The organism is Ignisphaera sp., from assembly GCA_038735125.1.
Lineage (GTDB): Archaea > Thermoproteota > Thermoprotei_A > Sulfolobales > Ignisphaeraceae > Ignisphaera.
This window is the reverse complement of sequence record JAVYNU010000002.1, coordinates 65,419-79,489: the sequence shown is the minus strand read 5'-3', so window position 1 is coordinate 79,489 and position 14,071 is coordinate 65,419. Positions and strand designations below refer to the sequence as shown.

General features: G+C 39.7%; 11 protein-coding genes. 7 read left to right on the top strand and 4 right to left on the bottom strand.

The genetic code is table 11. The annotated features are described in order from the left end of the window. Nucleotides 1-128: 128 nt before the first annotated feature. Nucleotides 129-842, top strand: a complete 714-nt coding sequence (locus tag QW284_03670) for a peroxiredoxin (protein MEM0338764.1) — start codon at nt 129-131, stop codon at nt 840-842. 4 nt (nt 843-846) lie between these two features. Here the strand turns inward: QW284_03670 and QW284_03665 are convergent, their stop codons facing one another. After that, nucleotides 847-2,064, bottom strand: coding sequence for an Nre family DNA repair protein (locus QW284_03665; GenBank protein ID MEM0338763.1), 1,218 nt, complete (start codon nt 2,062-2,064; stop codon nt 847-849). 97 nt (nt 2,065-2,161) lie between these two features. On the opposite strand from QW284_03665, the gene QW284_03660 reads away from it, so the two are divergent. The 6 genes from QW284_03660 (at nt 2,162) to QW284_03635 (ending at nt 9,677) form a co-directional block, all read left to right on the top strand. Beyond that, nucleotides 2,162-2,473, top strand: coding sequence for an MTH1187 family thiamine-binding protein (locus QW284_03660; protein MEM0338762.1), 312 nt, complete (start codon nt 2,162-2,164; stop codon nt 2,471-2,473). A gap of 673 nt (nt 2,474-3,146) precedes the next feature. Beyond that, nucleotides 3,147-4,157, top strand: a complete 1,011-nt coding sequence (locus QW284_03655) for an ABC transporter permease (GenBank protein MEM0338761.1) — start codon at nt 3,147-3,149, stop codon at nt 4,155-4,157. A 3-nt stretch (nt 4,158-4,160) separates the two neighbouring features. Continuing rightward, a complete protein-coding gene (locus tag QW284_03650) occupies nt 4,161-5,015 on the top strand; it encodes an ABC transporter permease subunit (GenBank protein MEM0338760.1) in 855 nt (284 codons plus the stop codon). 17 nt (nt 5,016-5,032) lie between these two features. After that, on the top strand, nt 5,033-6,043 hold the full coding sequence (locus QW284_03645) for an ABC transporter ATP-binding protein (GenBank protein MEM0338759.1): 1,011 nt from the start codon (nt 5,033-5,035) through the stop codon (nt 6,041-6,043). Then, nucleotides 6,030-7,004: an ABC transporter ATP-binding protein gene (locus QW284_03640; protein ID MEM0338758.1), complete on the top strand. Its 975-nt coding sequence runs from the start codon at nt 6,030-6,032 to the stop codon at nt 7,002-7,004. Before QW284_03645 ends, QW284_03640 begins: the two co-directional genes overlap by 14 nt. A gap of 219 nt (nt 7,005-7,223) precedes the next feature. Next, nucleotides 7,224-9,677 carry an ABC transporter substrate-binding protein gene (locus QW284_03635; protein MEM0338757.1) on the top strand — a complete coding sequence of 818 codons (2,454 nt, stop codon included), beginning with the start codon at nt 7,224-7,226 and terminating at the stop codon, nt 9,675-9,677. A gap of 149 nt (nt 9,678-9,826) precedes the next feature. Here the strand turns inward: QW284_03635 and QW284_03630 are convergent, their stop codons facing one another. From QW284_03630 to QW284_03620, 3 genes are all read right to left on the bottom strand, one after another. Beyond that, nucleotides 9,827-11,317: a DUF2139 domain-containing protein gene (locus QW284_03630; protein MEM0338756.1), complete on the bottom strand. Its 1,491-nt coding sequence runs from the start codon at nt 11,315-11,317 to the stop codon at nt 9,827-9,829. A gap of 190 nt (nt 11,318-11,507) precedes the next feature. Then, nucleotides 11,508-12,836 carry a uroporphyrinogen decarboxylase family protein gene (locus QW284_03625; protein ID MEM0338755.1) on the bottom strand — a complete coding sequence of 443 codons (1,329 nt, stop codon included), beginning with the start codon at nt 12,834-12,836 and terminating at the stop codon, nt 11,508-11,510. Between the two features lie 120 nt (nt 12,837-12,956). Then, nucleotides 12,957-14,006, bottom strand: a complete 1,050-nt coding sequence (locus QW284_03620; protein MEM0338754.1) for a radical SAM protein — start codon at nt 14,004-14,006, stop codon at nt 12,957-12,959. Between the last annotated feature and the right edge of the window lie 65 nt (nt 14,007-14,071).

Here is a 14,071-nt window from a genome sequence, read left to right as displayed (position 1 = left end):
TCTAACCAATTCAATAAATTTGTAGATATTGTCAATAAAAATATGAATAATGTTGTTCATGAAACTTCATTATGAAAAAGTTTAAATTTTTTCAGGAAATAATATATTTATTAGAAGGTGCGGGAAAAATGGAAGTGAAAATACCTCTTCAAATAGGGTCTAAATTCCCCGAAATGACTGTTGTGACAACACACGGTGTTAAGAAGCTACCTGACGACTACAAAGGAAAGTGGCTTGTGCTCTTCAGCCACCCAGCTGACTATACACCAGTTTGTACAACAGAATTTGTGGGATTTGCTGTTAGATACGAGGATTTCAAAAAGCTTAATGCAGAGTTGCTCGGACTTAGCGTTGATAGTGTGTATGCCCATATCAAGTGGACTGAGTGGATAAAGGAGAAATTTGGTGTTGAGATACCATTCCCAATTATAGCTGATCCAACTGGTGAAGTTGCAGCAAAACTCAATATGTTCCCGGTTGGGGGCACACATACTATCAGGGCTGTGTTCATAGTCGATCCAAATGGTGTTATAAGAGCCATGCTGTACTATCCAGCCGAGACTGGCAGAAACTTGGATGAGATACTAAGGCTCTTGAAGGCTCTTCAAGTATCTGACAAATACCGTGTAGCGCTACCTGCCAACTGGCCAAACAATGCATTGATTGGTGAGAGAGCTATTGTGCCACCGCCAACCACGGTTGCAGATGCTCAGGAGAGGCTGAAGAAGTACGAGTGCTTTGACTGGTGGTTCTGCCACAAGGAGATACCTGCTGAGGAAGCTGAAGAGGCTAAGAGGTTCCTTGAGAGAGCCGCTAAAAGACCGGAGCTACCAAAGAAGTGAAGAATTACCTAAAATAATTATCCAATCTACTATTTTTTAACAAAAGTGTTAGAATTCTCGACTTTCTAACCCAGGTCTTTGATCCCAACGCAGTATATTTGTCGACTATCCTCAGAGCCTCATCTAAGCTGCTAACACTGTAAGGCTTCTGGTTATACATAGCCCTGAGCTGCTCTCTCACAAACCAGACGCCAATAGGTATGTCGAAACCTGGGTAGATCTCCCTCAAAACTACAGCTACTGCCTTTCTAGCTATCCTATGTAGGTATTCAGTTGTTGCGAGCCTGGCAGCATAGTAACACCCCCCTATAGATGCATATTCATCTCTAGGTCTAAACAATTCGTGGTCTCCCTCAACAACAACCTCACCACCAGTTGGATTCCATGTAGATTTTGGGAACCAGGCCTCCATCCACTCGAAGCTCCATTCACCTGGGATGAGAATCGATATGAATAGGTTCTTCGCATAGAACCTTACAAAAACTTGTATCTCGCTTAGTTGGCTGTAGAACCTTATCCTCTCTGTTATCAAGTGTCTCGATATTATATCGTCTACTGCTGTTATAGCCCATCTTGTTGGGACAAGCCTCCTCCTCTTTGCATTGCCTAAGGCTCCTACACTAAATATTTTCTGTATTTGTGAAACTAGGACACCACCTCTATAAAGCTTGACAACAGCTTCTGATGCGGTTGCATCTACATCTTCATAAACTTTTTCAACAACTCTAGATGTCGACGGAATTGAAACAACTTTGAAGCTGTCTATAGGTGCTCTAGGGCCTATAGGGGGCTCGAACTCGCTGAAGCTATAGCCCCTAGGCCTTTTAGCAAACCTCATCTCTATATCCACAGGCTTTAGAGTCAAGACCATTTGCTGAAGCTCTTGAACAAACCTATCATCTATATTCGTTACACCAACAACCCTTCTACCAAGAAATAGGCTAAGCCTCATAGAAACAACCTCGTCCACAGGCTTAGACTGCCAAAGCTCTGGATAGTCGTAGATAGATGTATCACCGGTTTCGGCAGGCGCCATAGGCCCTGCAAAAACATTTGGATACCCAATCCTCCCGATGAAGACTGATGGAGGTGAGGAGCCGAAGACAGTGTCAGAAACGTTAGAGACTTTGATGTATGCCCTTGTCTTTGCTAGTATTGGGCAGTAAGCCCTTCCACAAAGATATTTTGCCCCTCTGCACAAAATACATAGACTACTACTCATATCATGCCCAGTCTATTGTGTTGCTAAACAAAATTTAAATTGTGTGAACCGAAACTAAAAATTGGCTATTCTAGGCATTGCATAGGTGTTGCACAGCATGGCCATACTTGTAGAGCTTAGGGTTGTACCTGTAGGCACAAAAACAACTAGTTTGAGTGGCTATGTGGCAAAGGTTATCGAGTTGATAAAGAGTAGAGGCTACAACTACTTCTTAAGTCCTATGGGAACATCTATAGAGGTTAAAACGTTTGACGATATAGCAAAGCTGTTAGAGGATATCACAAACATGCTCAGAAGCGAGGGTGTGCAGAGAATTGTGATAGACATAGCAATTGATGCGAGATTCGACAAGGATGCCCATCTAGAGTCGAAGATTAGAAGCGTTGAAGAAAAGCTAGCCATAGCTTGACCTTTCATGTATTCGTCGCTAATCTAATTCTCCAGCTCCTTATGCTTATCCCCAAGCACAGCCTATATGCTCACTATACCTAGAGCTATGCTGGCTATAGGTAAATATGAAAGATTAAAACCTTTAACGGAGATTAGGCCTAAAGCACGTCATACCCATACTTAATAAACTTTCTATTCAGTTACACCTAGAGCTTGTAAAAAATGGTGGCAACAAAAAATAGTAAATCACGCAAAACAGGAGTAAAACTTCTCGATAATGCCAAGCATGAAAAGACTTATGTATGACCATATGTCTAGGGGTGTGGTAGTGTATAAAGAAGTTTCCTCAAACCTGGTAATTAATACTGGATAATTAATAAAAACTAGAAATAAGCAAACTTTTGCTAACACTTATTCAGCTTCAGCTATCACAAAACCCCTCTAATAGTTGTGGTGATCATCTAGCTTAGGATCCTAGCAGCCAAGCTGAAGATCTGGATTCGAATTCTGATCGCTACATTATGTACCTAATCAGTTAAATTTCTTGTCTATCTGATATTCACGAGTTTTTAATTTTTGAAAGAATTAAAGCCGTTAAGTAGAGAAACAAAAACTAATAATGAATAAAGGAGATCAACGAATAAAAATTTATTAAGCTGCCTCCATAGATATCTAGTTAGGTGTATCATTATATGTATAGAAGGTTGCTTGTGTATATTGTAAAGCGTTTTATTACTATGATTATTGCTATATGGATTGGCTTAACAATCACCTTTGCGATTTCTAGGCTACTACCTTTTAATGCTGCTGACTACTTTGTAGCTAGGGTTCTTTCCGCTGGAGCCAGTCTAAGAGGTGAGGAGATTGAAGCGCTAAGGAATACGCTCATGCAACTATATGGCCTTAATAAACCCATAATTTTACAATACATAGATTTTCTTAAAAATTATATAACCGGGAACATGGGTCCTTCATTTGCTTTTTTCCCAACTCCTGTAAGTGAAATAATTGCTTGGGCTCTACCCTGGAGTCTAGCTTTGCTTTTAACTGTGAGTGTGCTGAACTGGATAATAGGTAACATAATTGGCACTCTATCTGCGGTTACCAAGAGGGGGCGGATTGCAAAGGCGTTAGAAAACTTTGCTCTAACTGTAACCCCTATACCATATGTTATTTTGGGGCTCTCTTTCCTGATCATTTATGCACTTGTACTAAGACTCCCGCTAACGATGTATGGTCGTCCAGTTCCGCCACAACTAAGCTTCGACTTCATACTCTCTTTGCTTCAAAGAATGATGTTACCAGCCATCAGCTTATTGATTTTCGGATGGATTGGAGATTTTCTGGCAATGAGAAACTTGGCAATCAGGTTAAAACAAGAGGACTTTATACTGTATAAAATATTGCAAGGAGCTCCTCAGAAGAAGATAACCACAGCTGTTTTTAGGAATGCTTTAATTCCGCAATATACAAGTTTACTACTAGGTTTATCTAGGGTTTTCCTAGGATCTGTAACCGTTGAGTATTTATTCAACTATCCAGGTATAGGATTGGTGCTACAATCAGCTATTGCAAATGCCGACTATAATTTGATGCTTGGTATTATATCTCTAACAGTAATTGCTGTAGGCATAAGCACATTTATTTTAGATTTAACGTACCCATTAATAGATCCGAGAATAAGATACCCAGGGGCTGGGTAGCACATGAGCTACGAATACAGCTTTAAGTTGCTTCTAACAAAAACTGCTTTTCCTATTTGGCTAGGAATATTAATTGCGCTACTTCTATATTCGTTTGTCTATACAACGACTATACCGTTAGATCCTGGAAGATGGTACTACGTACCTTCGCGAATACCTCCATCAAGAGAATACCCGCTTGGAACAACAATGCTAGGGCAAAACATGGTTTATATAGTGCCAGAGGCCTTAAAGAACACCATAACCATAAGCGCTATTGGAGGTTTTGTTGGCATATTGATTGCCTTGATGCTAGCAGCTGCTGCTACACTACCAAGAAGCAATATAATTAGGAGTTCCTTAGCATATTTCATAGATGTTATGTGCATGATTCCTGGTTTTCCAATACTTATGATAGTATTATATGCGTGGAGATCTGTACTAACCTTGCCACTTATAGGAGTTATCTTTGGATTAATAGGATGGACATTTACCGCTAGAAGCATAAGAGGGTTGCTCGAATCGTTAAAGACCAGACTATTTATTCAACTATCGTATTTTTCAGGGGCGTCTACTCTGGATGTACTACTAAAGGATATAGCACCATACATACTACGCTACCTAATGGTTGGATTCATAAACATTATGTTATGGTCTGTGGGCCAAGAGGTGTTTTTATCTCTGTTTGGTGCAATGAAGCTTGAAATAGTGACTATAGGAACTACAATATACTGGGCTTTGCAGTACCAAGCACTATTTCTAGGCTGTTGGTGGTGGATAGTATTTCCGATACTTTTCCTTATAATATTTGTCATCTCTTTATACAAGGTTGTAATGTGGATCGATACATTCATTTTCGTAAGAAGAACCATGGTGTAACTCAAGGGTGTCATGATATGCATAACAATACTATGGATGCAAAGGTTCTGGAGGTGCTCAACCTCCGCGGTGGTTATGAGGTAAACTTTGGTGGAAGAAGAATCTATGTTGGAGCTGTAGATGGTGTTACTGTTACCATAAACAGTAACGAAATCATAGGAATTGCTGGTGAATCAGGTTGTGGTAAGAGTACTTTAATCAAATTTATGTATGGCTTTGTTCAACCCCCACTTACCATAAAAGAAGGTAAGGTTCTACTCAAATTGCAGAATAATAGTGTAGTAGACATTTTATCTGTAGAACAAGAATATCTGAGAAAGAATATCTGGTGGAAAGAGATATCGTACATCCCCCAGAACTCCATGAACGTTCTAGATCCCACAAAAAGAATAAAAGACCAGTTTAAAGAACTTTTTAAGTACCATGATGTTGACATAGATTCAAGAGAGCTAGTAGATTTCGTAACAGGGTATTTAAGAGAACTAGGACTTCCTACAGATGTCATAAATTCTTACCCTCATCAACTTAGTGGGGGCATGAAGCAGAGAATAGTAATAGCTCTGGCACTAGTATTGAGACCGAGGATAGTGCTAGCTGATGAGCCCACGACAGCTGTAGATGTTGTTACACAACTTGCTATATTAAGTCTACTTAAGAAATGGCAAAGAGAAAATAAGGCATCTCTTATAATAGTTTCGCATGATATGGGGGTCCATGCTTACATGGCTGATAGGATATTTATAATGTATGCAGGTCAAGTTGTAGAAGGTGGACATAAGGAGGATATCTTTAAGAGCCCAAAACATCCATATACTGAAGGATTAATAAAATCCATTATTAAAAAGGGAGAAAAAGAAATGAAATCGGGACTCCCAGGTCAACCTCCTGACCTTATCAATCCACCTCGTGGTTGCAGATTCTATCCGAGATGTCCTTATGCAATGGATATCTGTAGACATGAAGCTCCACCTACTATATGGCTTGATAACGAAAGATTTGTTAGGTGCTGGTTGTATGCAAGAAAATAAGCTGGTAGTAGATAATGTATCTAAATATTATGGCTATGGATTGCTTGGATTGAGAAAATTCAAAGCTGTTGACAGTGTCTCTTTTTCGCTGGACCTAACCACGCCAAGTATATTTGTGTTAGCAGGGGAAACAGGTAGTGGAAAATCCACATTACTTAAAATGATATTGGTGATGGTGAAGCCTGATGAAGGTGAAATCCGGTACAAAGGTTACAATATACATAGACTTCGTGGAAATTTGATTAAGTGGTATAGAAAGGAGGTTCAGCCGGTGTTTCAAGATCCTTACGAAGCCTTCAATCCGCTTAGGAGAGTTGATTCATATCTTTATGATGTTGTTATTAAATTTGGAGGGGCGCGTGATAGAGATTTGATAAGCAAAGAAGTAGATAAGATGCTTAATTATGTAGGGCTAGATCTAGAGAGGGTTAAAGGGAAATATCCGCATGAGTTTTCAGGTGGTGAGCTACAGAGGATATCCATAGCTAGAGCTCTTCTAGCAAAACCAAGTCTTCTTCTAGCAGATGAGCCTGTATCCATGATTGATGTATCGCTGAGAGTCGGCATTCTCAACTTACTAAGAAGAGTAAAAGAGGATTTTAGAACCACAATAATATACGTTACTCACGATCTTTCAACAGCCTATTATGTTGGAGATAGAATTGGTATTATGTTTAGAGGAGTTATGGTAGAGGAGGGACCCATAGACGAAGTATATAACGAACCACTGCATCCTTATACAAAACAATTACTCAATTCGCTGCTTGAGCCCGATCCTGAAATAGAAGCAAGGATATCTCCCCCAAAACTAACATCACTAGAACTAAAAGAATTCTTGGCGACAGGCTGCAAATATGCATCCAGATGTCCCTACGCAAAGAATATATGTATCTCTCAACAACCGCCATCAGTCAAAATAAACTCTAATAGGGTTGTTAAATGCTGGCTTTATACCTCATAATAAGTTTAGAATAGACAAATTCTAGGCTTAGGTAGAGCACAGAATTCGCGGTGATTCATTGCCTTTGAATATTCTAATTTTTTACATACTTGTATGAGACCTATTATATATTGTTATACTGTTGTATAACATTATAACATATATTTTGCTTATGTCTACAAAAACTTTTAAACTGAGTATAAAGCAAACTACATAGCATAGGGTTTAGGTGTTGACAATATGAGGTTAATAAGAAGAGCTATACCCGTTATGCTGGCTTTGCTAGTAATAATGCAACTAGTAATAATACCAAAAGCATCCTCTCAATTACCTTTACCATCTGGGGTTAGCCGAGAAGAAGTACTAGTTTTGGATACACAAACATCTAGAGTGGCAACACCTGATGATTTTAATGGATGGCGTATAGGAGGTAATACCGTCACGGGATTTAATCAGCTTTGTCTTGATCTTCTATGGTATGTAAACTTTACAAGTGGCGAGCTCATTCCTATTATAGCTGATGGCACGCCTAAATATGATGAATCATATACAAAGCTAACAGTAAAGATAAAAAAGGGTATAACATGGAGTGATGGATATCCCTTAACAGCATGGGATTTTGTCTATGGCATAAACACAACAAAGACTAACCCTAACTTAGCTGCATATGCGTCCGCCAATGCCTGGATAGACTATGCCGTTGTTATTGACAACTACACTTTTGTTATAAAGCTTAAGAGACCAAATCCTTACTGGCACTTCAACAATCTTGCTATTGTAAGTGCTGCAATATATAACTATGCTATGCCAAAACACTATTTCGAGACAAAGAGACTCAAACCACAAGATGTGCATACAGATAAGTATAATCCGCCCTTATGCATAGGGCAATACACCTTGTATTCGTATGACCCTGGTGGAACTTGGTATCTGTGGAAGAGAAGAGATGATTGGATTAATTCTTCCATTGGATGGTTTATAAAAGCAGGTAAGGCGCCATGGCCAGGGCCTAAGTATGTTATGTTCAGAGTATTCCCATCAGAAACAGAGAAGATTATAGCCATGACAAGAATGGAGCTGGACTGGATATTTGATGCAACACCTCAAACATTTGAAGCCATTAAGAGTGCTTTAGGAGACAAGGTCGGGGCATGGTATCCTCACTGGCCTTACTTCTGGGGATATGCTACATCAAACAGAGGTATATACTTCAATAACATGAAATACCCATACAACATATCGGCTGTAAGATGGGCTCTGACCTTTGCCATAAATATGACAAGGGTGTTAACAGAAGGCTATAAGGGAACTCAAAGAGCTGTAGCTATACCCATAATAATTACATGGCCACTTAAGGAATTCTGGGAGCCAAAAATCCTACCGATAGTATCACAATGGAAAGTTAAAGATGTGGTAAAGGGGGTCTCGCTTCCACCAGATATTGCTAACAGAGATATATGGGATCCTGATATAGCTACAAGAGTACTGGAATGGGGTAAAGCCAACAACTATCTAAAGATTAATATACCTCCTGAAATGGCTAAGAACATCTGGGGGCCTGGGTGGTGGAAATACATGCCAGATGTTGCTGAAGCGATTCTTAAGGCACTAGGCTTCAGAAGAGGGTCTGACGGCAAATGGCTTTTACCTGATGGAACTCCTTGGAGAATTTCTCTTAATGTGCCATCCGGATTTGAAATGGATGCTGTTCAACTAGGTCAATTCGTAGCTGAGGAATGGAGAAGATTTGGCATAGATGTAGAAGTAGTACCTTACGAATCATCAACGTTCTGGACAGACCAATATAATTATGGAAAGTTTGGAGTAGGATCATATTGGGGTATAGGCGGAAATGATCCTTACTCCATACCTATATCCTTAGATGGTTGGAGATGCGAATTTGTTAAACCCATAGGAAACTACTCGGCAAATGCCGCAAGATACTGTGATCCAGCCTTCGATGAATATGTATTAAAAGCTTTGCAATCACTTCCTGGTAGTCCTCATATGATTAATGCAGTAATTAATGCTACTATAACGTTTATGAAAGATCAGCCTGTAATATGGATGGGGAACTGCAAGAAGCTGCAACCACTACTCCTAGAATACTGGACCAACTGGCCCACTGCCTACAACTTCTACTGGGGACAAGACTTCTGGGGCAAGCAAACAGTAAAGCTTATATTAACCTATCTGATTCCAAGAAAAGCCCGAATGGATATAGTAACATCTAATACCGTTGTAATAGGGCCCGACCAGCCATTGCCTGAATGGGCCGGCAAAGATCCAAGAATCAATGTTATCCAACAACCAATTCCCTACTGGTTGCTACCAGCAGAAACAAAGACACCTACTCCAACCACGACTGTGACAACAACTTCTCCAACTACACAGCCTAGAACAACCACCACCCCAACAACAACATCCCCTGCCACAACAACACCTCCTGCAACATCCCCATCTCCAACACAAACACAGACCGCTGCTACACCAATACCAACAGTAACAGTTACAGCAACAATTGAGAAGAGCGTTACAGTACCAACAACAGCAACAATAATATCAACAAAAATAACAACAATAATAACAACAACACCAACAACAGTAACAACAACAAACTGGACAACAACAATAATAGCAGTAGCGCTCCTAGCAATCGGAATAGCAATCGGATGGACAATAAAAAGAAAATAAACATTCAAATATTCATTTTTAAAACTCTCTTTCTACCTACACATACCTACACAAAAAAGAGTAAATGAACCGAAGCCTGATGATTAATTTTTATATAAAAATTCAATATTATAATTGTGTTAATTGATTCTTAGCCAGGCCAGAGATACTTACGGTTCTAAAATTATTTCGGCAAGGATTTTATCAACGTTTTCCAGAATCTTAAATGCTACTATATCGTAGTAGTTTTCGAGTGTTATTATATTCCAGCCTGATTTTATTGCAATGTCGTCTTCTATGCTTGTGCCTAGCATTGTGTATTCTGATATTCTAATCTTTGTCTCCTTTGATGTGTATATTCTCAGTATTTTCTTTTCGAAGCCTTTTAGTGGTATGCCTCCGAACCATCCAAATAGTCCTGATGATCCTTGGCTATACATGCCATCGTATATCCATAGCCTTATAGAGTTCCATGGCTTTGTAAACAGGTCTTTTACTGGCACTGCAAATATGCCTCCGTCACCTGTTCTATATGTGTAGAGTGGGCAGTGGTTAGCATATGATGCTCCAAAGTATGCGTATTTCCCATCTGTTGCCATGCCGGATATGAATCCGGCAGAGGATACTATCTGTGGCGATACAGGGTCTATTCTTAGTATCATTCCAAATGTTGTTTTATGGAATGGTTCTGTAGATCCTTCATATGGGTTTGCAGCGATTATTGGAACTCCCAATGGATATATTTTCTGTGTCCTTAGCCCAGGAATATATAGAGGTCTTTCTGGGTTGGGTATAATGGCATTCTCCTTCGAGCCTGCCACCTCTAGAAATGGATACAGGGTGTATCTATCTCTATAGGGGTCAATAACTATCATAGAACCTCCATAAAACGCTATCAATCTATTTTGTAGTTGAACTATTTGACCGCCATCACGATACATAGAAACCTTTCCTCTAGGCTCTAAAGCAAAGTCGAATTCCTCTACAATTCTGCTCTCATTTCTTAAGGTGTCGAAAACCACAATAGCTGATTTCTCCATGTGAGCAGGATTGAATAAGGTGGCAAATATCTTGTCGTCCTTCATCTCCATCTTGTAAACAGTTCTGTTTTGAACTATCCATTCAGCTTTTCTACTCGATAGGTTTATTCTCCAGAGACCAAGCTCTGCATGGCCATCAGCTCTCGTGAAATAAATAACATCTTCGTGTCCATCATAGAGAAGATCTGTTACCTCTCCATACCAGTGATTCGGAGGAATCTTATCATCCCATTTCCTAGACCATATAAGCTCCACCCTACCACCATCATCTACAGCATGTATATGACTGTACTTCTCTCTCATATCCTGTTTAGCCAATGTTCTATCACTTGAGATCAATAGTCCTGGAGGCGCCTTCATCCAGCCACCGAAGAAGACATAATCTTTATTCCATGTGATAGCCCCATGCGTGTCTCCCCCAGCTCTTGGAGGTCTACCAACCAGTTCATACCCATAGATAAGCCTCCCATCCATGTACACCCTTCCTGAGTGTCCCTCATGCACAACTAGTGAGCCATTTACTGGGTGGAACGCTAGGTAAAAGCATCTAAACTGGTTTTGCCCCATGCCAACTTCGTCATGTACTATGAATCTTCTTAGATGTAGTGTATAATTAGACATGTTCATAACCATATCAATATACTATAGGGCAACATTTAAAAATTTATGATATAACATGTAACAATATATAAATATAATTAGCTTAGAAATACAATGCTTATAGTCATCTCTATGACATCTTCCAGATGAAGAGAACTATATATGTTACTTCGTTTATCGAATAATACTACCTTTTTGTAAAAATTATGTATTAGCTAATAGGGTATTTGCCATATCTATATGCAGTCTCAAATACTGCCACTATGTTTTCTGGTGGTGTAGGGGGCTGAATATTATGCGTTGTCGCAAATACGAATCCTCCACCTGGTGCAAAGATCTTTATGAGGTTTCTGACATGTTGAACTACCTCATCTTTGCTAGCAAATGGTAGAACACGTTGAACGTCTGCTCCACCTCCCCAGAAGGTGATATGCTCTCCATACTCCTTCTTAAGCTTTTCGGGATCCATACCCTTTGCTGATAACTGAATGGGATTGATTATATCGAGTCCAGCGTCTATAAACTCTTTTATGAGTGGGAATATAGCTCCATCGCTATGCAGGAATATGTACATCTTAGAATGTTTTTTGATATAGCCAAACAATTCTTCATATCTATGTTTATACATATCCCTAAAGAGTTGAACAGGTATTTGAGGTCCCTCTTCAGTTCCCAAATCATCTGCAAAACCTATAACCTGGACATATTCCCCAAAGGCTTCTATAAACCTCTTTACATTGTACATCAACACATCCATTATATTATCGAGAACAGCCTCTGCCAATGTTTTTCTAAGCCGAAGATCTGAGAGCCACCTTGTCCAACCCCTTAGTGCCTGGGCCCAGGCATGCATGCGACCAGCTAGAGAGTATACCAATGCATAGTCTGTATTTTTATAGAGATACTCGGCCTTTCTCCTCAAATAGTCAACATATTTGTCGCTGACCTTAAACAAATCCCAGTCAAATCTCTTAACATCTTCAACGCTTTTTGCATCAGCCAAAGGATTGGCTCCACGGGCATCAGGTGGGGAAAATGTTGTAGAGGTTTTAGAACCTTCACCAAGTAGAGTAGTTTTATAGAGGTATATTAATAGGCTATTACCTTTTTCAGTGATATCAATGCAAGCTGGCACCTCTTCAGAAAATCCATAGTGTGGATGGCTCCACGTTTTCCAGTTATTCTCGAATATCTCAGCTTTACCTGTTTCGGGGTTTCTATATGGACAAGACATGCATTGATAAAACACATCTCTGTAATATTCTTCTCCAGGCGATGGGGGTAAATGCCTATTAACATCTATTAAATCCGCATGAAAAATCTGTAGAACATCAAAATCTATTTCGGTAAGCTGAGCTACAACGTCCTTAATCCTCGCAGGTCTCTCGGGAAGACCCAAATACTTCCTTAAAACAACATAGGATAGAGGGTTTATTGTTGATACGTGTGTAGAGCCTAAATCAATTGGTACCCTATCAGCCTCCTCATGCCTTAAAGCTATTAAAACCCTTTCCCTTGGTTTAAGCTCTGCTCCCCCCATAAACTAAACCCATCAAGTACAATTGAATTAATGTGTTAGATGTTACTGTATTTTTAAATTTATATGTTCTTTTGAATTAATTTAAATTAAAATCAAAGATTGGAGAATGCTAAAAAGAAGTTAGCTGGGTAAAGAGCTGTTCAAAGGCTTTGCAATGTATATTCCATCATCACTAGATATAATCTCTACCTTTATCCTCTTATACGGCAACTTGTCTGACCATGAAACACCTACCACTGTGATTACAACATCATAATCTTTGTCAATAGCTATAACCTCGTTTTTGAGCCACCCTGGGATAGCGATGATAGCATCTATAATATCACCTCTCCTATACTTTATCGGATACCTCTTACCATATCTGATACCAAAATCAAGTTTTTTGTAGTATAGCGTAATTCCATACTCCTTCTCTAGACTTTCTAAAAATCTTTTGAATGTGTTCCAAGAAACCTCTTTAATGTTTTGTATTTTTCTTCCATATCTATGAATCTCATACTTCTGTATCCCAAATGGTGGAAACCTTTTCCCAACTCCTGTTCTGAGGCCCCACTCAATGATCTTCTTTATATCGTCGTCGTTTAGACCTGGTATCCACACAGGGGTTAGATGAACATCTATCTTGGTATTTCTAACAATATACTCGACAATCTCCATAACGCTTTTAACGCTGTACCATGGAACCCCCTGGATGATCTTGCCCTTCTCCTCGTCGAGCGTATCAATACTGATATTCAGTCTGTCTAAGCCAGCCTCGTCGAACATTTCTATCAATGCTTTGGATAGTGTCTGCCCCCTACTTTCCATAGCAACTCTTGGAAAGATCTTCTTAAGCTCTCTAACAATGTCAACTATATTTGGATGCGTTGGAGGCTCCCCCACACCATCTATGAGAGCCTCTAGCACGTCGCCACCCTTAGCATCCCTCACATGCTTTGCCCACTTGACCAAGTGTCTCCAGTCCACAACATACTCTGATTGTCTGTGCCTGGAGAAGGGCCCTGCGTCGACGCTGCAGAATATGCAGTTGTAGGGGCATATGGTTGTTGGTCTAATCTGCAAAACGTTTGTCCCTCTATCAATAATACCAAATGCTATGTGGCCTACGAGGGGAAGGTCATCAATGTATATGTAGAACCTTGTCTTTGTTCTCCCTATTATCTGCGTCATCGCGTCTTTCTATCGGTCTACACATATGCAGCTTTATAAAAATTTTCTTGTGGAAACAATTAACG